General features: G+C 66.0%; 17 protein-coding genes and 1 riboswitch. Of the genes, 14 read left to right on the top strand and 3 right to left on the bottom strand.

All coding sequences use genetic code 11. The features are described 5' to 3' along the window. Positions 1-35: 35 nt before the first annotated feature. A complete protein-coding gene (locus ACFO0J_RS02680; RefSeq protein ID WP_376811514.1) occupies positions 36-872 on the bottom strand; it encodes a universal stress protein in 837 nt (278 codons plus the stop codon). 208 nt (positions 873-1,080) lie between these two features. Here ACFO0J_RS02680 and ACFO0J_RS02675 point away from each other — a divergent pair, with 208 nt between their 5' ends. Then, complete coding sequence (locus ACFO0J_RS02675; RefSeq protein ID WP_376811513.1) at positions 1,081-2,226, top strand: GGDEF domain-containing protein; 1,146 nt, start codon at positions 1,081-1,083, stop codon at positions 2,224-2,226. A 255-nt stretch (positions 2,227-2,481) separates the two neighbouring features. Beyond that, on the top strand, positions 2,482-3,195 hold the full coding sequence (locus ACFO0J_RS02670) for a TerC family protein (RefSeq protein WP_376811512.1): 714 nt from the start codon (positions 2,482-2,484) through the stop codon (positions 3,193-3,195). Between the two features lie 6 nt (positions 3,196-3,201). On the opposite strand, the gene crcB is transcribed toward ACFO0J_RS02670, so the two are convergent. Continuing rightward, entirely contained in the window at positions 3,202-3,588 is a 387-nt protein-coding gene (gene crcB / locus ACFO0J_RS02665; protein WP_376811511.1) for a fluoride efflux transporter CrcB, read from the bottom strand. A 51-nt stretch (positions 3,589-3,639) separates the two neighbouring features. Next, a riboswitch (Fluoride riboswitch) is annotated at positions 3,640-3,707 on the bottom strand. Between the two features lie 102 nt (positions 3,708-3,809). Between crcB and ACFO0J_RS02660 the strand changes: the two genes are divergently transcribed. From ACFO0J_RS02660 to ACFO0J_RS02620, 9 genes are all read left to right on the top strand, one after another. Beyond that, positions 3,810-4,592, top strand: a complete 783-nt coding sequence (locus ACFO0J_RS02660) for a 3-hydroxybutyrate dehydrogenase (protein ID WP_376811510.1) — start codon at positions 3,810-3,812, stop codon at positions 4,590-4,592. Positions 4,593-4,608: 16 nt separating this feature from the next. Beyond that, positions 4,609-5,382 (top strand): peroxide stress protein YaaA, encoded by a 774-nt coding sequence (yaaA, locus tag ACFO0J_RS02655; RefSeq protein WP_376811509.1) that lies wholly within the window; start codon positions 4,609-4,611, stop codon positions 5,380-5,382. A gap of 111 nt (positions 5,383-5,493) precedes the next feature. Continuing rightward, complete coding sequence (locus ACFO0J_RS02650; protein ID WP_376811508.1) at positions 5,494-6,216, top strand: GntR family transcriptional regulator; 723 nt, start codon at positions 5,494-5,496, stop codon at positions 6,214-6,216. Further along, entirely contained in the window at positions 6,203-7,531 is a 1,329-nt protein-coding gene (locus ACFO0J_RS02645; protein ID WP_376811507.1) for a malonyl-CoA decarboxylase domain-containing protein, read from the top strand. Before ACFO0J_RS02650 ends, ACFO0J_RS02645 begins: the two co-directional genes overlap by 14 nt. A 41-nt stretch (positions 7,532-7,572) precedes the next feature. Next, positions 7,573-8,370, top strand: a complete 798-nt coding sequence (locus tag ACFO0J_RS02640; RefSeq protein ID WP_376811506.1) for an enoyl-CoA hydratase/isomerase family protein — start codon at positions 7,573-7,575, stop codon at positions 8,368-8,370. A gap of 1 nt (position 8,371) precedes the next feature. Then, positions 8,372-9,904, top strand: a complete 1,533-nt coding sequence (locus ACFO0J_RS02635) for a malonate--CoA ligase (protein ID WP_376811505.1) — start codon at positions 8,372-8,374, stop codon at positions 9,902-9,904. Positions 9,905-9,991: 87 nt separating this feature from the next. Further along, on the top strand, positions 9,992-10,987 hold the full coding sequence (locus ACFO0J_RS02630; RefSeq protein WP_376811504.1) for a TRAP transporter substrate-binding protein: 996 nt from the start codon (positions 9,992-9,994) through the stop codon (positions 10,985-10,987). 64 nt (positions 10,988-11,051) lie between these two features. Then, the gene (locus ACFO0J_RS02625) at positions 11,052-11,540 is read left to right on the top strand and encodes a TRAP transporter small permease subunit (RefSeq protein WP_376811503.1); all 489 of its coding nucleotides are present in this window, start codon (positions 11,052-11,054) and stop codon (positions 11,538-11,540) included. Beyond that, complete coding sequence (locus ACFO0J_RS02620) at positions 11,537-12,856, top strand: TRAP transporter large permease (RefSeq protein WP_376811502.1); 1,320 nt, start codon at positions 11,537-11,539, stop codon at positions 12,854-12,856. Before ACFO0J_RS02625 ends, ACFO0J_RS02620 begins: the two co-directional genes overlap by 4 nt. Positions 12,857-12,893: 37 nt before the next feature. On the opposite strand, the gene ACFO0J_RS02615 is transcribed toward ACFO0J_RS02620, so the two are convergent. After that, a complete protein-coding gene (locus tag ACFO0J_RS02615) occupies positions 12,894-15,125 on the bottom strand; it encodes an FUSC family protein (protein WP_376811501.1) in 2,232 nt (743 codons plus the stop codon). A 507-nt stretch (positions 15,126-15,632) separates the two neighbouring features. Between ACFO0J_RS02615 and ACFO0J_RS02610 the strand changes: the two genes are divergently transcribed. The 3 genes from ACFO0J_RS02610 (at position 15,633) to ilvC (ending at position 18,968) form a co-directional block, all read left to right on the top strand. Beyond that, positions 15,633-17,354, top strand: coding sequence for an acetolactate synthase 3 catalytic subunit (locus tag ACFO0J_RS02610; RefSeq protein ID WP_376811500.1), 1,722 nt, complete (start codon positions 15,633-15,635; stop codon positions 17,352-17,354). Between the two features lie 12 nt (positions 17,355-17,366). After that, on the top strand, positions 17,367-17,858 hold the full coding sequence (ilvN, locus tag ACFO0J_RS02605; protein ID WP_043683853.1) for an acetolactate synthase small subunit: 492 nt from the start codon (positions 17,367-17,369) through the stop codon (positions 17,856-17,858). A 93-nt stretch (positions 17,859-17,951) separates the two neighbouring features. Beyond that, positions 17,952-18,968 (top strand): ketol-acid reductoisomerase, encoded by a 1,017-nt coding sequence (gene ilvC, locus ACFO0J_RS02600; RefSeq protein WP_376811499.1) that lies wholly within the window; start codon positions 17,952-17,954, stop codon positions 18,966-18,968. Positions 18,969-19,098: the final 130 nt, after the last annotated feature.

The following is a 19,098-nucleotide window of genomic DNA, read 5'->3' as shown; positions in this document are numbered from 1 at the left end:
CAGGGGGAAAAGGCCCGATCGATCCGGTCAAGACCTCAATTCGCCAGCAGCACCGGCACCGTCAGGGTGGACAGCAGGGTGCTGGTGGCGCCGCCCATGATCCACTGGCGCATGCGGCTGTGGCCGTAGGCGCCCATGACGATCAGGTCGGCGTCGGTATCGGTGGCGGTGTTCAGGATGACGTTGCCGACGCCGTAGCCCTTGCTGTCCTTCAGCACGTGTTTGGGCTTGGGATAGCCCAGGCTGACGCAGTAGTCGGCGAGGTCGTTTTCGTGGATGTCGAGGTCGCGCGCCAGCTTGTCGTCGCGGTCGATTTCCACGATGGTGAGCGCCTGGCTGTGCCGCAGCAGCGGCGCCGCGTCGGAGAAGGCGCGGGCGGCTTCGCGGCGCTGGTCCCAGCAGAACAGGACGCGCTGGCCGATGGTGTCGATGGTGCCGAAATTGGGCAGCAGCAGCACGGGGCGGCCGGAGGCCATGACCACGGCTTCCGGCAGGTTGAGCCGCAGCGACGACAGGCTGTCGGTCGTATCCGCCTTGCTCATGACGATCAGGTCGCAGTAGCGGGCGTGCAGGGTCAGGCCGTCCTCGGCGTCGCCGTGGGGCGCGCGCCAGTGGGCCTGGACGCCCAGCGCCTGGGCCTTGTCGAGGAACTGGACGCGGGTGGCTTCGCGGTGCTCGTCGCGGCGTGTGCGCAGTTTGGCGCGGACGTCCTGGGGCAGGATGTTTTCATCCTGCTGCAGGCCGGCGACGCTGGCCGAGGGGTAGACCCCGACGGCTTGCGCCCCGCGTTCTTTGGCCAGCCGCAGGCCGATGTCCATGCGGCGTTCGCAAACGGTGTCGTCGTTCAGGTGAATGGCAATACGGCCCGGCATGAGAAACCCCTTTGATGTGTGGCGAATCCTGTCCTGCGAGTTCCCGTCATCTTATCCCAAGCTCGGATCGCGCGTGATGCCGGAAGCTCTCGCGCAGGATGGTATTTCTTAATCCATATCAAGACTTCTGCCCGGCGTCGTCATGCCACCGGGAGCAGCGTTTAGTATGTTGGCTTATCTATTTCGAATACCGGGACAGGCGGCTGGCATGGATACCGTTTTCGCGTGGGATGGCGGTTTCGTCACGGGGCTGGATTCCGTGGATGAACAGCATCATGCTTTGATCAATTTGTTCAATGAGTTGAATGCGGCCTTGCTTTCACCCGCAGGCAGCGATGAGACGTTGCTGGCCGATATCTACGCCCGGCTGCTGTCCTACGCCGAATATCATTTCCGTGAAGAAGAAGGGATGATGATGCGGTTCCGCCTGGACGAACGCCATGTCGAGGGCCATCGCATGGCCCATCAGCAGTTCGTGGATCAGGTGCGTGGGCAGGGGAATCGCCGTGCCTACATGGGCAACACCAAGGCGGGCACCGCGTTGATTGATTTTCTGACGTCCTGGCTGGGGCTGCACATCCTGGGCATCGACCAGAGCATGGCGCGGCAGATGGCATTGATCCGCCGGGGTCTGAGCCCCGGGGAAGCGTATGAACGCGAACGTAATTCGCATGATCACAGCGCCCAGGTGCTCATCAAAATGGTGGGCAAGCTCTATTCCGCGCTGTCGGAACAAAATGCGCAACTGATCGATGCCAACCTGCACCTGGAAGAGCGCGTCGCCCGGCGCACCCGCGAACTGGAAGACGCCAATGCGCGCCTGAACACCCTGGCGCGTACCGATGCGCTGCTGGACATCGCCAATCGCGCGCATTTCAACGAATGGCTGGAGCAGATCTGCGCCCTGGCGCGCCGCGCTCAGCGCCCGGTAGGGCTGGTGATGATCGATGTGGATTGCTTCAAGCGGTACAACGATCATTATGGTCACCAGCAGGGCGATGCCTGCCTGCAGGCGGTGGCGCGCGCCGTGAAGAGCTGCTTGCGTCGGGGTACGGATCTGGTGGCGCGTTATGGCGGGGAGGAACTGGTCGCGGTGCTGCCCGACACCGACGCGGAAGGCGCTGCCTCGATAGCCCGGAAGATGGTGGACGCCGTGCGCGCCGTCCAGATGCCGCACGCCGATTCCATGGCGGGGCCTTGGGTGACCATCAGCGCCGGCGTGTGCAGCCAGGTGCCCAACTCTGGCGAGCACGGCGCCAGCGGCTCGGCGGCGCTGATCACGCAGGCCGATGCCGCGCTGTACGAGGCCAAGCGTCAGGGGCGTGATCGCTGCGTGGCGGCCGGGCCGGATTGAGCCCCTCGCGCTTGAATTCGTCTATAATGGCGTCTTCAAGGGGAGTAGCTCACTTTCCGCGGCATCGTCATGACGGCGTTTGCGCTTCGCGCGCAACACCCGGTGCCCGGGCAACCCAGGGAATCCTTCGAACAGATTCCGGTTGCGAGCAAGACCTTGCCGCCTAGGGCAAGGTTCGTCTTCCCGCCATGAAAATGGCTTGATCCTCCAGGCGGTTCGTTTCAATAACCGACCATCTCTCACCAGAGGATCTTCATGCTCGAATTTCTCGAAACGCTACATTGGGCAGGTATTTTCCAGATCATTCTGATCGACATCCTGCTGGGTGGCGACAATGCCGTCGTCATTGCCCTGGCCTGCCGCAATCTGCCGCACGCCCAGCGCATGAAGGGCATTCTGTGGGGCACCGCCGGGGCCATCATCATGCGCGTGGCGCTGATCGCCTTTGCCCTGACGCTGCTCAACATCCCCTTCCTGAAGATCGCCGGCGCGCTGCTGCTGCTCTGGATCGGCGTCAAGCTGCTGCTGCCCGATGACGGTCATCACGACAAGATCAACGGGGGCTCCTCGGTCCTCGCAGCGATCAAGACCATCATCATTGCGGATTTCGTCATGAGCCTGGACAACGTCATCGCCATTGCCGGAGCGGCCCAGGGCGCTGATCCCAGCCATCAGATCGGCATGGTGATCTTCGGCCTGCTGGTCAGCGTGCCCATCATCGTCTGGGGCAGCACGCTGGTGCTGAAGCTGATCGATCGCTATCCGCTGGTGGTGACGTTCGGCGGCGGTCTGCTGGGCTGGATCGCGGGCGGCATGCTGGTCACCGACGTGATGGTCATCGAGCACCTGGGAACGCCGTCCACGGCGCTGAAACTGGCTGTGGAAGCCGCCGGTGCGCTGCTGGTCGTGATCCTGGGCCGCTGGCTGGCCGGCCGCAAGGCGGCCAAAATGGCCAAGGCGGCCGGCTGACGGTCTTCAGGACAGGGCGCGCAGCCAGGCCACCGTGGCCATGCCCAGCAGGGTCATGATCAATGATCCTGCGACGTGCAGGATGATCGCGGCGGCCATCCATCCCAATCGGCCTTGTTCCAGCATCACCGCCAGTTCGGCGGAAAAGGTCGAGAAGGTCGTCAACCCGCCGCAGAAGCCCGTGATGACGAACAGCCGCATCTGGGGAGACAGGCCCGCGTGTCCGCCGAACACGGCGATGGCGATGCCGATGATGTAGCCGCCCAGCAGGTTGGCCGCCAGCGTGCCCAGCGTCAGCGCGGGGAACACGCCGTTCAGGGCGTGCCCGAGCACCCAGCGCAGGATGGCGCCGAGCGATGCGCCCAGAGAGATGGCAAGCAGGGATGCGGGCATGAGGACTCCGGTGATGAAAATGAAAAATGCCTACGGTCCGGCGGTGAGCCGAAGGCCGTAGGCATCATCAGCCGCAATGCGCGGCGGTTTCATGGAGGAATGCCATCTCCAGACGGCGTTCATATTAGCAGCGCCTCCATGGAGGTGCAAGGCGGCATTCAGCCGCACCGCGTTACACTGATCCGGTGGTTTTTCCCGAATTCTTGCGGAAGGAGAGCATCATGCTCAAAGGTAAAAAAGCGGTCGTCACCGGTTCCACCAGCGGCATCGGTCTGGCCATTGCCCGTGAACTGGCGCGCCAGGGCGCCGACGTGGTCATCAATGGTTTCGGCGAGGCCGCCGCCATCGAGCGTGAGCGCGCCGGGCTGGAAAAGGACTTCGGGGTCAAGGCCGCGTACCTGAACGCCGACCTGATGGACGGCCAGGCCGCGCGCGACTTCATCGCGCAATCGATCAAGGCGCTGGGCGGCCTCGACATCCTGGTCAACAACGCCGGCATCCAGCACACGGACCTGATCGAGGACTTTCCCGCCGACAAGTGGAACGCCATCATCGCCCTGAACCTGTCGGCCGTGTTCCATTGCACCGCCGCCGCGCTGCCGACGATGAAGCAGCAGAAATTCGGCCGTGTCATCAACATCGCTTCGGCGCACGGCCTGGTGGCCTCGGCCAACAAGTCGGCCTATGTGGCCGCCAAGCACGGCGTGGTGGGCCTGACCAAGGTCACCGCACTGGAAAACGCCGGCACGGGCGTGACCTGCAACGCCATCTGCCCGGGCTGGGTGCGCACCCCCCTGGTCGAAAAGCAGATCCAGGCGATCGCGCAGCAAAAGGGCATCGACATCGAAGCCGCCGCCAAGGAACTGCTGGCCGAAAAACAGCCGTCCCTGGAATTCGTCACGCCTGAACAACTGGGCCAGGCGGCGGTCTTCATCGCCTCGGACGCCGCCGCGCAGATGACCGGCACCACGCTGTCCATCGACGGCGGCTGGACCGCCCGCTGACGCCGAGGGACGCCGCATGTTGATGGTCTTGTCCCCGGCCAAGAAGCTGGACTATGACACGCCGGTACGCACGACCTTGCAGTCGCAGCCGGTGTTCCCCGAGCAGACGCGGGCGCTGATCGGGACGCTGCAGACGCTGTCGGCGGGCGATCTGGCGGGCCTGATGGGCCTGTCCGACGCCCTGGCGAGCCTGAACGCCGACCGCTATGCCGCCTGGGTGGACGCGCCTGACGCCCGTCATGCGCGCCAGGCCGTCCTGGCCTTCAACGGCGACGTCTACGAGGGCCTGCGCGCGCCGGAACTGTCCGATGCGCAACTGAACTGGGCGCAGGCGCACCTGGCGATTCTCAGCGGGCTGTACGGCGCGCTGCGGCCGCTGGACCTGATCCAGCCCCACCGGCTGGAGATGGGCACGCGGCTGCGGACCGAGCGGGGCGCCACCCTGTACGCCTGGTGGGGCGACCGCATTGCCGGCGAGCTGAACCGGCGCCTGGACGCGCTGCCCGGCGACCGCATTCTGCTCAACCTGGCCTCGGGCGAATACTTCAAGTCCGTGGACCTCAAGGCGCTGAATGCGCGTGTGGTCGAATGCGTGTTCCAGGACGAGAAAAACGGCGCCTGGAAGGTCATCAGTTTCTACGCCAAGCGGGCGCGCGGCCTGATGGCGCGCCACGTCATCGATCATGGCATCAATGACGTCGCCGGCCTGCGGGATTTCACGTCCGAGGGCTATGCCTACGCGCCGCGCGAATCCACCGCCGACCGGCTGGTGTTCCGGCGTTCCGCCTGATCCCTGGGCATCACGTAGGGATAACGCGGGTTGCCGGGCCGTCCAAGGCCATGGCACGCTATCCCTGTAATTATGAATTATTAATTTCCGGGCTCTGCGCAGGAGGCCTCGATGGCAGCCAGGATCGTCCAGAAGATTCTCTACCAGGAAGTCGCCGATCGCCTGCGCGGCATGATCCAGGCCGAGGAGTTGCGGGCGGGGGAATGGATCGACGAGGTCCGCCTGACCGAGTCGCTGGGTATTTCCCGAACGCCGCTGCGCGAGGCGCTGAAAGTGCTGGTGGCCGAGGGCCTGTTGCGCATCGAGCCGCGCCGGGGCTGTTTCGTCAACGAACTGTCCGGCCGCGACCTGGAAAACATCTTCCCCCTGATGGCGATGCTCGAGGGCCGGTGCGCCTTCGAAGCCGCCCGGAAAATCACGGACGCCGACCTGCGGCGGCTCGAACCCCTGCATGACGATCTGCGCCGCTACGCGGAGCGGGGTTCGATCGATGAATACTACGCGGCCAACGCCCGGATTCACGTCGCCATCCAGGATCTGGCCGACAACCCCTGGCTGTCCGGCCTGATCGACAAACTGCGCCAGGTGCTCAGCCTGTCGCGCCACCGCAGCCTGACCTATCCGGGACGGATCGATGAATCCTGCGCCGAGCATCTGGCGATCTTCGCCGCCCTGAAGGCGCGCGACCCGGAAGGCGCCGAAGCCGTGACGCGCAAGCACCTGATGCGCCAGCTCGACGCCTTGCGTGCCTTGGCGCACCGGGACGAGCCGGCCGCCATGACGTCGGGGCTGCGTGCCGTTCAGGCCGTGGAGACTCCTCATGAACACCGTTGATCTGAAGCCGGCCGCACGGGCTGCGCACACCGAAAAATCCGCCGAGTCCTCGGGCGGCCGGGCCATCGTCCCCGACGACGCGCCGCAGGCTCCCCGGGCCGGCGGCCTGCTGGCGCGCCTGGGCCGCTGGCTGGAGCGTGACCATCTGCCCGATCCGGACGCGCTGCGCGCGCTCTACGAGGCCTCGCTGACCGACGGCGGCGCCAACCAACTGGCGCGTCAATGGGCGGAACGCTACCGCGCCGCCGATGCCGACGAGCGCCGTTCCCTGCTGGCCTGCCTGGTGCGCGCCGGGGTGGACATCGAGCCGCGCGGCGACCGGGGCGCGCGGCTGTTCCGCCGCCTGTATGCGCAAAGCGACCGGCTGGAACTGATGGTGGAACTGCGCGCCGACATGCTGCGCTGGCGCAACCAGGTCGCTGGGCTGTCGGTGCTGGAACAGGAACTGGCGGCCCTGCTGTCGAACTGGTTCGACGTCGGCATGCTGGAACTGCGCCACATCAACTGGGATTCGCCCGCCTCGTTGCTGGAAAAATTGATCCGCTACGAAGCCGTTCATGAAATCCGCTCGTGGGACGACATGCGCCGCCGGGTGGCCGCCGACCGGCGCTGCTATGCCTTTTTCCATCCGCGCATGAGCGACGTGCCGCTGATCTTCGTCGAGGTCGCCTTCGACGGACAGATGGCGGCGGACGTGCAGGCCCTGATCGACCCGGCGCGGCCGGTCGACGGGTTGGGCAAGGCGCGCTGGGCGATCTTCTATTCGATTTCCAATACTCAGAAAGGCCTGCGCGGCATCAGCTTCGGTAATTTCCTGCTGAAGCGGGTGATCGAGGAACTGCTGGGCGAACTGCCGCAGCTCAAGTCCTTTGCCACCCTGTCGCCGATTCCCGGCTTTGCCGACTGGCTGAGCCGCCAGTCCGGCGGGGATCTCCAGGCGCTGCTGAAGGACAAGGCCGAGCGCCAGGCCGCCGCCGACGATGCGCAAGCCGGCGTCCGCTGGCTGGAACGCCTGCGCGCCGCCGCGCAGGGCGAGGCGCCGGACGCCGTGCGCCGCAGCGGACTGCGGCTGGCGGCTCACTATCTGATTCAGTTGCGTGACGGCGATCCGCTGGATGCGGTGGCGCGTTTCCACCTGGGCAACGGCGCCCGCATCGAACGCGTGAACTGGGCGGCGGACGCCTCGGCCCGGGGGCTGGAGCAGTCCTGCGGCATGATGGTGAACTACGTGTACGAACCCGAACAGCTCGACGAGAACCGGGCGCGCCTGGCCGAGGGCAAGCCCCGCATGTCCCGAGGCGTGCAGTGGCTATGAGTCTTGAACCCGCAAGCCCTGATACCCCGAGTCCCGACTCGATGCATCCGGATCCCGGCGCGGGACGCGTGCGCCTGCGCGTCGAGGGCGCGGTGGCCACCGTCACGCTCGATCATCCCGGGCGGCTGAATGCGATCACGGTCGCCATGTGGGGCGAACTGACGCAGACCTTTGCGCGCCTGTCGGCCGACGATAGCCTGCGCTGCGTGGTCGTGCGCGGTGCGGGCGGGCATTTTGCCGCCGGGGCGGACATCCGTGAATTCCCCCGGGTACGCGCCGATCAGGCGCGTGTCATGGCCTATCACCGGCAGACCCTGGCTCCGGCCTTGCGTGCGGTGTCGGACTGCGTCCATCCGGTGGTCGCGGCGATCGAGGGCGTCTGCGTGGGCGGCGGGCTGGAGATCGCCAGCCGCTGCGACCTGCGCCTGGCCGCGAGGGGCGCGCGTTTCGGCGCGCCCATCAATCGCCTGGGCTTTCCCATGGCGCCCGACGAGATGCGCGGGCTGCTGGAACTGGCGGGCCGCGCCGTGACGCTGGAAATCCTGCTCGAAGGGCGGGTGTTCGACGCCGACGAAGCCCTGGTCAAGGGCCTGTTGACGCGGGTCGTGGCGGCCGATGCCCTGGACTCCGAGCTGGCGGCCACGGTGGCGCGCCTGTGCGCGGGCGCGCCGCGCGCCGCGCGCCTGAACAAATGGACTGCCGCGCGTCTGGCCGGCGACCCGGCGCCTCTGAGCGACGCCGAATGGCAAGCCTGCTTTGCCTACGCCGACGGTCCCGACCATCGGCAGGGTGTGCAGGCTTTTCTGCAGGGCAGCGACCCCGTTTTCACAGGAGAATGACTTGGACAACGCGAATCTCTACACCGTGCTGCGGGGCGGCTTCCCGTCCGATCTGGACGCGGTGGCGATCGAAACCCCCGAGCGCACTTATCGCTGGGCGGACATCGATGAGATCAGCGGCCGCATGGCGGCGCTGCTGCGCTCGTTCGGCGCCCCGGCGGGCGCGCGCGTCGCCGTCCAGGTCGAGAAATCCCCCGAGGCGCTGATGCTGTATCTGGCGACTTTGCGCGCCGGTCTGGTCTACCTGCCGTTGAACACGGCGTATCGCGAGGCCGAAGTCGCTTATTTCCTGGGCGATGCCGAGCCTGCCGTGGTGGTCTGCGGGGACGGCGCCAAGAACTGGTGCGAGCCCCTGGCGCGGTCCCGGGGCGCCCTGCAGGTGCTGACGTTGAACGCTGACGGCGGCGGGTCGCTGGTCGAGGCGGCCGCGACGATGGACCCGGTGTTCGAGACCGCGCACAGCGCGCCCGGGGACCTGGCCGCCATCCTGTACACCTCCGGCACCACGGGACGCAGCAAGGGCGCCATGCTGACGCACGCCAATCTGGCAGCCAATGCGCTGACGCTGCGGGACTTCTGGGGCTGGCGCGCCGATGACGTGCTGCTGCACATGCTGCCGATCTTCCACGTCCACGGCCTGTTCGTGGCGTCGCATGGGGCGCTGCTGGCGGGTGCGCGCATGATCTGGCTGCCGAAACTGGACGTGGATCAGGCGCTGCATTACCTGCCGCGCTGCACCCTGATGATGGGGGTGCCCACTTACTACGTCCGCCTGCTGGCCGATCCCCGCTTCACGCGCGGGACCTGCACGAATATGCGGCTGTTCATCTCCGGCTCGGCGCCCTTGCTGGTGGATACTTTCCGCGAATTCCAGGACCGTGCCGGCATGACCATCCTGGAACGCTACGGCATGAGCGAGACCGGCATGATCACATCCAACCCCTGGGACCCGGCGCGCGGCGAGCGCATCCCCGGCACCGTGGGGCCGGCGCTGCCGGGCGAGACGGTGCGGGTGGTGGACGATGCCGACCGGCCCGTCGCGGCGGGCGAGCCGGGCCACGTCCAGGTGCGCGGTCCCAATGTGTTCGCCGGCTACTGGCGCATGCCGGAAAAGACCCGCGAGGAATTCACCGCCGACGGCTGGTTTCGCACCGGCGACATCGGCATGCTGGGCGGCTCGGGCATCCCCGACGACTATCTGAGCATCGTCGGCCGCAGCAAGGACCTGATCATTTCCGGGGGCTACAACGTCTATCCCAAGGAAATCGAGATGGTCATCGACGTCATGCCCGGCGTCCAGGAATCCGCCGTCATCGGCGTGCCGCATGCGGACTTCGGCGAGGCGGTGGTGGCCGTGGTGGTGCCGCGCGCCGGGGCGTCGGTGGACCCGGCCGCCATCCAGGCGGGGCTGAAGTCGGGGCTGGCCAACTTCAAAGTGCCGAAAAAAATTCACGTGATCGATGCGCTGCCGCGCAATGCCATGGGCAAGGTCCAGAAGAACGTGCTGCGGCAGCAGTACGCGGACCTGAAATGAAAAGGGGCGTTCGATAGGCCCCGCCGGGGCCATGGCCGCGCCCGGACCCGGGCCGGCGACCTTTATAAAAATCATCAGGAGACAACCATGAAGCGACACATGCTATGCGCCATGCTGGGGCTGGCCCTGGCGGCCGGCTCGGGCACTTCTCTGGCGGAGACCACTTTGCGGGCCTCGCACCAGTTCCCGGGCGGGCAGGGCGATCCGCGCGATGAAATGGTGCAGCTCATCGCCCGCGAGGTCGAGGCAGCCAATGTGGGACTGAAGATCCAGGTCTTCCCGGGTTCTTCACTGTACAAGGCCACGGAACAGTGGGGCGCGCTCACGCGCGGACAACTGGACATGGCGGCTTTTCCTCTGGATTACGCCTCGGGCCGCGTGCCGCAGTTTTCCGCCACCCTGATGCCGGGCCTGGTGCGCAACTACGAGCATGCCCAGCGCCTGAACCAGTCCAACTTCATGAAGGACATCAAGGCGCTGGTGGAGAAGCAGGGCGCCGTGGTGATCGCAGACGCCTGGCTGGCGGGCGGTTTCGCCTCCAAGAAAAACTGCATCACCGGGCCTGACACCATCAAGGGCCAGGTCATCCGCGCCGCCGGTCCGGCCTTCGAACAGATGCTGGCGGCGGCGGGCGCATCGATCTCGTCCATGCCTTCGTCCGAGGTCTATTCGGCCATGCAGACGGGCGTGCTGGACGCGGCCAATACGTCCAACGACAGCTTCGTGTCCTACCGCCTGTACGAGCAGGCCAAGTGCCTGACCGCGCCGGGCGAGAACGCGCTGTGGTTCATGTACGAGCCGGTGCTGATGTCCAAGAAGGTCTTCGACGGTCTGGAGCCCAAGCAGCGCGAGGCCATCCTGGCTGCGGCGAAGAAGGCCGAGGACTACTTCACCGCCGAATCGCTCAAGGGCGAACAGAAGATGCGCGACATCTACGCCAAGGCCGGGGTGGAGATCGTGACCATGTCGCCCGAGGACTACCAGGCCTGGATGGCGGTGGCCAAGCACTCTTCCTACCGCCTGTTCGCCGAGAAGGTGAAGGGCGGCGACGAACTGCTGAGAAAGGCGCTGGCCGTTCAGTAGCGTCCGGTCCGTCCGGGGGAAGCCGCCGGCTTCCCCCGCCTTGCGCGACGCACGAGGAGTTTGCATGAATCGAACCTTTACACGCTGGGTGGAAGGTCTGTCGCGCGCCTGCGGCGTGCTGTCGGCCCTGCTGCTGGTGTTCGCAATGCTGGTGGTCTGCCAGATGATCCTGATGCGCTACGTATTCCGCGCACCCACGATCTGGCAGACCGAGGCCGTGGTGTTCAGCGCCACGGCGGCGATTTTCCTGGGTGCGCCTTATGTGCTCATGACCAAGGGGCACGTCGGTGTGGATTTCATCCAGATGCTGGTGGGTAACCGGACCCGCCGCTGGTTGGACCGCGTGGGCGCCTGGCTGGGACTGGCGTTCTGCCTCCTGATGACCGCAGCCACCGGGCTGCACCTGTTCGAGGCCCTGGAAGGCGGCTGGACGACGCCCAGCGTGGCCGCCGTGCCGCTGTGGATGCCGCTGGCGCCGGTCGTGTTCGGCTTTGTCCTGTTGAGCCTGCAGTACGTCGTCGAACTCATGAAACTGTCGGGAGAGCCGTCATGACGCCTGCCCTTGCGGGGATCTGCATCATCCTGGGCCTGTGCCTGATGCTGGCGACCGGCATGCCCATCGCCTTCGCCCTGGGGCTGGCCGCCGTGGTCGGCCTGTTCCTGGACATGGGGCCGGACGTGATCTACGTGCTGGCGGAAACCATGTTCGCCGGCATCGCCAACCTGGGCTACGTCGCCATCCCCATGTTCGTGCTGATGGGCGCCATCGTGGCCGGCACGCCGGCCGGCGGCGACCTGTACAAGGCCCTGGACCGCTGGCTGCACAAAGTGCCCGGCGGCCTGGTGCTGTCGAACATCGGCGCCTGCGCGATCTTTTCCGGCATGACCGGATCCAGCCCGGCCACCTGCGCCGCCATCGGCAAGATGGGCATCCCGGAAATGCTGGGGCGGGGTTATCCGGCCTCGGTGGCCACCGGCTCGATTGCGGCGGGCGGCACGCTGGGCATCCTGATCCCGCCCTCGGTCACCATGATCGTCTACGGCATCTCGACCCAGACCTCGATCGGCCGGCTGTTCCTGGCCGGCGTGCTGCCCGGGATCCTGCTGACGTGCATGTTCATGGCCTGGGCCTTGTACGACGCCCGCCGCAAGGGCTTTCGCTTCGGCGGCGGGACCCAGCACTATTCCTGGCGCGACAAACTCGCCTCCCTGCCCAAGGTCCTCCCCCTGCTGCTGATCATCCTGGGCATGCTGTTCGTGCTGTACGGCGGGGTGGCCACCCCGTCCGAGGCCGCCGGGGCCGGCGCGCTGCTGACGCTGGTGGTGGTCGTCCTGATCTACCGCCTGTTCCGCATGAAGACCTACGTCGACGTGTTCAGTTCGGCGATGCGCGAAAGCGTCATGATCATGATGATCATGGCCTCGGCGGAACTGTTCGCCTTTGCCCTGTCGTCGCTGTTCATCACCCAGTCGCTGGCGGCGGCGATCGCGGCGCTGGAGATCAACCGCTGGCTGCTGATGGGGCTGATCAACGTCTTTCTGCTGGTGGCGGGGATGTTCCTGCCGCCGGTAGCGATCATCGTCATGGCCGCGCCGCTGCTGCTGCCCATCATCACCCAGGCGGGTTTCGATCCCTACTGGTTCGCCGTGGTGCTGACGATCAATATGGAAATCGGCCTGATCACGCCGCCCGTGGGGCTGAACCTGTTCGTCCTGAACGCCATCGCGCCGGACGTGCCCACCCAGGAAATCCTCCGGGGGGCGCTGCCCTATGTGCTGGTGATGATGGTCGCCATCGTGCTGCTGTGCGTGTTCCCGGGCATCGTCACCTGGCTGCCCGACCTGATCATGGGCGCGGCGATCACATAGACGCAGCCGGCGCAGGCCCCGTGCGCCGGGGCCGGCGTCAGGCGGTCATCGCCGGCCGGGCCTGCGCCGCCGTCCCGGCCGGCGGCGCTTCCAGCGCCTGCATGTTTTCCTCGATGCGCTGCGCGGCCTTGATCATCTGGCGCAAGGGGTAGGCGAGGGCGGCGTAGTCGCCCTCGGTCTCGATGACCTTGGGCGGCGAGGCCTCCCGGCCCGCCAGTGCGTCCTGCGTGGCCGCTAGCGCTTGCCGGATGCCGTCGGGCTCGTCGTCGATCAAGGCCAGGTTCGGGATCACGGCGGCGATCTGCGAGGCCAGCGTATGGTTCTGGATCAGCAGGCGGTTCAGCTCGGGCACGTGGCGCTGGCGGCTGACGGGCTCGTCCATCATGCGATAGAACGCCGCGGCGAAATTGCTGAAGGCAATGTGCACGTGTTTGCGGGCCAGGCGCCAGCGCACGTCGGCCTCGCCGGGGTCCATCGCATCCGCCGTGTCTGCGGACCGCGCTGCGCGCGCGGCGTGGACGTGATCCAGACCCGCTTGCAGAAAGGCTTCGTTGGCGGCGCGCAGCGCGCGGGCCAGTTCGTCCAGGGTGTTGCGTTCCCAGGACGGCAGGATGTAGCTGCAGGTCAGCGCCAGGATGCTGCCGATCACGGTGTCCACCAGGCGTTCGCCCACGACCGCGTTGGAGCCCGGCGCCAGGAAATGGAAGATCAGCAGCACGAACAGGGTGTTGAACACCGCCGACAGGGTGTAGTTCACCTGGACCAGGCTGTAGCCCAGGACGCTGCAGGCCACCAGGATCAGCAGAAAGAGATAGGGGTTGTGCACGAGGCTGAACAGCAGCAGCGACAGGCCGCAGCCGATCAGCGTCCCCATCAGGCGCCAGCCGTTGCGCTGGCGGGTCAGCGCGAAGCCGGGCTTCATGATGATCAGTACCGTCAGGACAATCCAGTAGCCGTGGCCCGCCATGCCCGGGTCGATCGTGCTGACCAGCGGGGTGTGGGCCAGGATCGCGCCCACCAGCATGGCCAGCAGCGCCGCGACCGCCACGCGCAGCGCGTAGCGGAAGTGCGCGGACTGGCGGTTCAGGTTGCGCGTCAGCAGGCCCGCGCGCCATTTCTGCCGCGTCAGGAAGCGGTTCAGGGACTGGTTCGCGCGCAGCGGGTTGGCCTGCGGCGGGAAGGGGTTCACGGAATGGTCCGCCATCCGGTCGACCTGGCGGGCCATATTGCGCAGCCGGCGCAGCACCTGGACCAGCAGGGCATAGAGTTCCGGGTCGGAGTGCGGCATGCCGCCTTCGCGCAGTTGCTGCAGCTCGAATTCCAGGGCGCGCAGTTCGGCCTTGACGCTGTTGCGCACCCGGTGGCGGCGGTTGCGCGCCACGTTCAGGGCCAGCTCGGCCACGTTGGCGGAGAGCTTGATCATGGCGTCGCGCACGAACAGCAGGATGTCGCTGTCGGGCAGCGCGCGCCGCAGGGTGGCGTAGTCCGTGTGGGTCGCCACCATGCTGTCCAGCAGGTTGATCATGTCCACGAACAGGTTCAGCAGCCCCTGGCGCAGGCGGTCCGCGTGCGAGGCCGTGCCGCGCGGCTGTTCGCGCAGCACCATGTCGCGGGCGGCCTGGTGGGCTTCGGTCATGAGGGCCTGGCGGCGGATCAGGTTGCGGTAGCTGTCGTCCAGGTCCAGGTGGATGTCGTAGAAGCGCGCCCGCGCGGCGACGTAATCGGCCGTGGCGAACAACGCCACGGACAGGGCTTGCTGCTCCTCGCGGTGCCACATCAGCCGGTGGGCGGCGGCGCTGTAGAGCAGGTAAAAGGCCCCGCCCAGAAACGAGGTCAGCGTGTGCTGCAGCACGTCGGCCAGCGTCAGCGGCGTGCGCAGGGTCAGGGTCATGATCAGCAGGCAGGCAAAGCCCAGCAGGCCGCCGTGCTTGCCGTAGACCGTCAGCATCGAGAAACCGAAGCACAGGGCGGGCACGAGCAGCCAGATGGCCAGGAGGTGGCTGGACGCCAGGCCGGTCAGGGCGGTGGTGGCCGAACCCAGGCACAGCGCGGCGAACATGCCGTTGATGCCGTAGCGCCGGGGGCCGCCGGGCTGATCCAGGATGGCGACGCAGGCGGCGCCGACCGCCGCCACGAAGCCGGCAGCGTGCCAGCCGAAGAGGCCCGACAGCACCAGGGCCGGCAGCAGCACGCCCGTGGCCTGGCGCAGCCCGCCGAAGAAATAGTGGCTGTAGAAAAAGCGCTGCAACTGCGAAGTGGGCAGGATCATGCGGCCGGCATCCGGGGAGCGGGTGAACGAATGGGAAGTAGAGCGAATGAGAAGTATAGAGAACCCGCTGTTTTAAGTATCTAAGGAAGTTCCGAGTCCGGGGCTGCTTGCCGGGCGGGGTCGCTAGGGCGCGGTGCTGATCTGGCCCGCTGGATGGGTCCGCTTGCGGCCAATGTTGCAACGCGGTAAATTAGGCCCTTCGGTCGACCCCATCGCGGTCGTCCGGCGTGGCGAGCACTCCCGGGTCACACACCCGGTTTTTTTCGTCTTCCGTTTTATATGTCCCAGGATGTGTCACAAGCGCGGTCCGGGGCGTCCATTTCCACCACATTGCGCCTGAAGGCGCGAAGTGTCTGGTGCCAAGGGGTACAGACTGGTCCCGCAATGTGTCCGGGCAAAGCGATTCCGTGAATCGCCCAGCGTCGGATCATGTGGCGGATCGCCGGGACTGGCCCGGGCTGCCGACAGGCCGCTTGGTGTCCGACACAGGTCAAGAAAGGAATCATCATGGAACTCAATGGCGCCGACATCGTCGTGCGTTGTCTGATCGAGGAAGGCGTAGACCACGTGTTTGGCTACCCCGGCGGGGCAGTCCTCTACATCTACGACGCGATCTACAAGCAAGACAAATTCCAGCACGTGCTCGTGCGGCACGAACAGGCGGCCGTCCACGCGGCCGATGCGTATTCCCGATCCTCCCACAAGACCGGCGTCTGTCTGGTGACCAGCGGCCCGGGCGTGACCAATGCCGTCACCGGCATCGCCACGGCCTACATGGACTCGATCCCGATGGTGATCATCAGCGGTCAGGTCCCCACGCACGCCATCGGCCAGGACGCGTTCCAGGAGTGCGACACGGTCGGCATCACCCGGCCCTGCGTCAAGCACAACTTCCTGGTGCGTGACGTCAAGGATCTGGCTGAAACCATGCGCCGCGCCTTCTTCATCGCGCGCTCCGGCCGTCCCGGCCCGGTGCTGGTGGACGTTCCCAAGGACGTCTCCGTGGCCATGTGCAAATACACGCCGCCGCGCGGCCCGGTCCAGATGCGCTCTTACGCACCGGTGACCAAGGGCCACCAGGGGCAGATCAAGAAGGCCGTGCAGATGCTGCTGGCCGCCGAGCGTCCGATGATCTACGCCGGCGGCGGGGTCGTGCTGGCCAACGCGGCGGACGAACTGCGCAAGCTGGTCCGGCTGACCGGCGCTCCTTGCACCACGACCCTGATGGGCCTGGGCGCCTATCCGGGCACGGACGAGCGTTTCGTCGGCATGCCCGGCATGCACGGCACCTACGAAGCCAATATGGCGATGCAGAACTGCGACGTGCTGATCGGCATCGGCGCGCGCTTCGATGACCGCGTCATCGGCAATCCCAAACACTTCGCCCAGGTGCCGCGCAAGATCGTGCACGTGGACGTCGATCCGTCCTCGATCTCCAAGCGGGTGCGGGTGGACGTGCCCATCGTGGGCGACGTGAAAGAAGTCCTGCAGGACCTGATCGGCCTGTACGCCCAGTCGATGGCCGAGCAGGGCCTGAGCGAACAGCGCCTGGACGCCTGGTGGAAGCAGATCGACACCTGGCGCGGCCGCAAGTGCCTGGACTTTGACAACTCCGACACGCTCATCAAGCCGCAGTTCGTGGTGCAGAAGCTCTGGGAAGTCACGGGCGGCCAGGCTTTCGTCACGTCCGACGTGGGCCAGCACCAGATGTGGGCGGCCCAGTACTATCCCTTCCCGGAACCGCGCCGCTGGATCAATTCCGGCGGCCTGGGCACCATGGGCGTGGGCCTGCCCTACGCCATGGGCGTGCAGATGGCCAATCCGGACCGCGACGTCGCCGTCATCACCGGCGAGGGCTCGATCCAGATGAACATCCAGGAACTGTCCACCTGCAAGCAGTATCACCTGACGCCCAAGGTCCTGTGCCTGAACAACCGCTATCTGGGCATGGTGCGCCAGTGGCAGCAGATCGAATACGGTTCGCGCTATTCCGAATCCTACGTCGATGCGTTGCCGGATTTCGTCAAGCTGGTCGAGAGCTATGGCCACGTCGGCATGCGCATCGACAAGCCGGCCGACGTCGAGCCCGCCCTGCGCGAAGCGTTCACGAAATACAAGGACCGTCTGGTGTTCATGGATTTCATCACTGATCAGACCGAAAACGTCTGGCCCATGGTGAAGGCAGGCCGCGGCCTGACCGAGATGCTGCTGGGTTCCGAGGATCTGTGAGGGGATAAGACCATGAAACACGTGATTTCCATTCTGCTGGAAAACGAACCCGGCGCCCTGTCGCGCGTGGTGGGGCTGTTTTCGGCGCGCGGCTACAACATCGAAACCTTGACCGTTGCGCCCACCGAAGATGCCACGCTGTCGCGCATGACCATCGTCACGGTCGGTTCCGACGAGATCATCGAGCAGATCACCAAGCACCTGAACCGTCTGGTGGACGTGGTCAAGGTCGTCGATCTGTCCGAAGGCCCCCACGTCGAACGCGAACTGATGCTGATCAAGGTCCGCGCGGTCGGCAAGGAGCGCGAGGAAATGAAGCGCATGGCGGAAATCTTCCGCGGGCGCATCATCGACGTCACCGACAAGACCTACACCATCGAATTGACCGGGGTGCAGGACAAGATCGCCGCCTTCATCGGGGCGCTGGATCGCAGCGCCATCCTGGAAACGGTCCGCACCGGCGTCTCCGGCGTGGGCCGCGGCGAACGGGTTCTAAAACTCTAAAAGCGCTCTAAACCTCGCACGGGCGTCTTGCTGTACGGGCGCCCAGTTGTACCTAACCTCTCTTTTCAGAATTAAAAAATCGGAGTATCCAACATGAAAGTTTTCTACGACAAAGATTGTGACCTGTCCCTGATCAAGGGCAAGACCGTTGCCATCATCGGTTATGGCTCCCAGGGCCACGCGCACGCGCAAAACCTGAATGATTCCGGCGTCAAGGTCGTCGTCGGCCTGCGCAAGGGCGGCGCGTCCTGGAAGAAGGCCGAGAACGCCGGCCTGACCGTCAAGGAAGTCGCCGAAGCCGTCAAGGCCGCCGATCTGGTCATGATGCTGCTGCCCGACGAGAACATCGCCCAGGTCTACCGCAGCGAAGTCGCCGCCAACCTGAAGGCGGGCGCCGCGCTGGCCTTCGCCCACGGCTTCAACGTGCACTACGGCCAGGTCGTGCCGCGCGCCGACGTGGACGTCATCATGATCGCCCCCAAGGCTCCGGGCCACACCGTGCGCAACACCTACTCCCAGGGCGGCGGCGTGCCCCACCTGGTGGCCGTGCACCAGGACGTCTCGGGCAAGGCCCGCGACCTGGCCTTGTCCTACGCCATGGCCAACGGCGGCGGCCGTGCCGGCATCATCGAGACCAACTTCCGTGAAGAAACCGAAACCGACCTGTTCGGCGAACAGGCCGTGCTGTGCGGCGGTACCGTCGAACTGATCAAGGCCGGTTTTGAAACCCTGGTCGACGCCGGCTACGCGCCGGAAATGGCCTACTTCGAGTGCCTGCACGAACTGAAGCTGATCGTGGATCTGATCTACGAGGGCGGCATCGCCAACATGAACTACTCGATTTCCAACAACGCGGAATACGGTGAATACGTCACCGGCCCGCGCGTGGTGACCGACGAAACCCGTGCCGCGATGCGCCAGTGCCTGGCCGACATCCAATCCGGTGTCTACGCCAAGAACTTCATCCTGGAAAACGCCGCCGGCGCCCCGGAACTGACCTCGCGTCGCCGCCTGAACGCGGAATCGCAGATCGAGCAGGTCGGCTCCAAGCTGCGCGCCATGATGCCCTGGATCGCCGCCAACAAGCTGGTCGACCAGTCCAAGAACTGATCATCGCCCGGCTCAGGCCGGGTTCCGGCCCGGTCCAGGAAACGGCCGGGGCTGCCTGGATAGGGCGGCCCCGGCCGTTTTTATGGCCGGATCGCGTGGGTGGGTGGCAAGCCGAAGGCGCGGGGGACTT

Origin of the sequence: Castellaniella hirudinis (assembly GCF_042651965.1) — a bacterium.
Classification (GTDB): domain Bacteria; phylum Pseudomonadota; class Gammaproteobacteria; order Burkholderiales; family Burkholderiaceae_B; genus Castellaniella; species Castellaniella hirudinis.
Note: the sequence above shows the minus strand (reverse complement) of the source record. Positions and strands in the feature narration are given on the sequence as shown.

Excerpts from the sequence above, each read along its gene's own strand:
- ACFO0J_RS02680 (WP_376811514.1), bottom strand. The coding sequence starts at position 872 with ATGCCGGGCCGTATTGCCATTCACCTGAACGACGACACCGTTTGCGAA.
- ACFO0J_RS02675 (WP_376811513.1), top strand. The coding sequence starts at position 1,081 with ATGGATACCGTTTTCGCGTGGGATGGCGGTTTCGTCACGGGGCTGGAT.
- ACFO0J_RS02670 (WP_376811512.1), top strand. The coding sequence starts at position 2,482 with ATGCTCGAATTTCTCGAAACGCTACATTGGGCAGGTATTTTCCAGATC.
- crcB (WP_376811511.1), bottom strand. The coding sequence starts at position 3,588 with ATGCCCGCATCCCTGCTTGCCATCTCTCTGGGCGCATCGCTCGGCGCC.
- ACFO0J_RS02660 (WP_376811510.1), top strand. The coding sequence starts at position 3,810 with ATGCTCAAAGGTAAAAAAGCGGTCGTCACCGGTTCCACCAGCGGCATC.
- yaaA (WP_376811509.1), top strand. The coding sequence starts at position 4,609 with ATGTTGATGGTCTTGTCCCCGGCCAAGAAGCTGGACTATGACACGCCG.
- ACFO0J_RS02650 (WP_376811508.1), top strand. The coding sequence starts at position 5,494 with ATGGCAGCCAGGATCGTCCAGAAGATTCTCTACCAGGAAGTCGCCGAT.
- ACFO0J_RS02645 (WP_376811507.1), top strand. The coding sequence starts at position 6,203 with ATGAACACCGTTGATCTGAAGCCGGCCGCACGGGCTGCGCACACCGAA.
- ACFO0J_RS02640 (WP_376811506.1), top strand. The coding sequence starts at position 7,573 with ATGCATCCGGATCCCGGCGCGGGACGCGTGCGCCTGCGCGTCGAGGGC.
- ACFO0J_RS02630 (WP_376811504.1), top strand. The coding sequence starts at position 9,992 with ATGAAGCGACACATGCTATGCGCCATGCTGGGGCTGGCCCTGGCGGCC.
- ACFO0J_RS02625 (WP_376811503.1), top strand. The coding sequence starts at position 11,052 with ATGAATCGAACCTTTACACGCTGGGTGGAAGGTCTGTCGCGCGCCTGC.
- ACFO0J_RS02620 (WP_376811502.1), top strand. The coding sequence starts at position 11,537 with ATGACGCCTGCCCTTGCGGGGATCTGCATCATCCTGGGCCTGTGCCTG.
- ACFO0J_RS02615 (WP_376811501.1), bottom strand. The coding sequence starts at position 15,125 with ATGATCCTGCCCACTTCGCAGTTGCAGCGCTTTTTCTACAGCCACTAT.
- ACFO0J_RS02610 (WP_376811500.1), top strand. The coding sequence starts at position 15,633 with ATGGAACTCAATGGCGCCGACATCGTCGTGCGTTGTCTGATCGAGGAA.
- ilvN (WP_043683853.1), top strand. The coding sequence starts at position 17,367 with ATGAAACACGTGATTTCCATTCTGCTGGAAAACGAACCCGGCGCCCTG.
- ilvC (WP_376811499.1), top strand. The coding sequence starts at position 17,952 with ATGAAAGTTTTCTACGACAAAGATTGTGACCTGTCCCTGATCAAGGGC.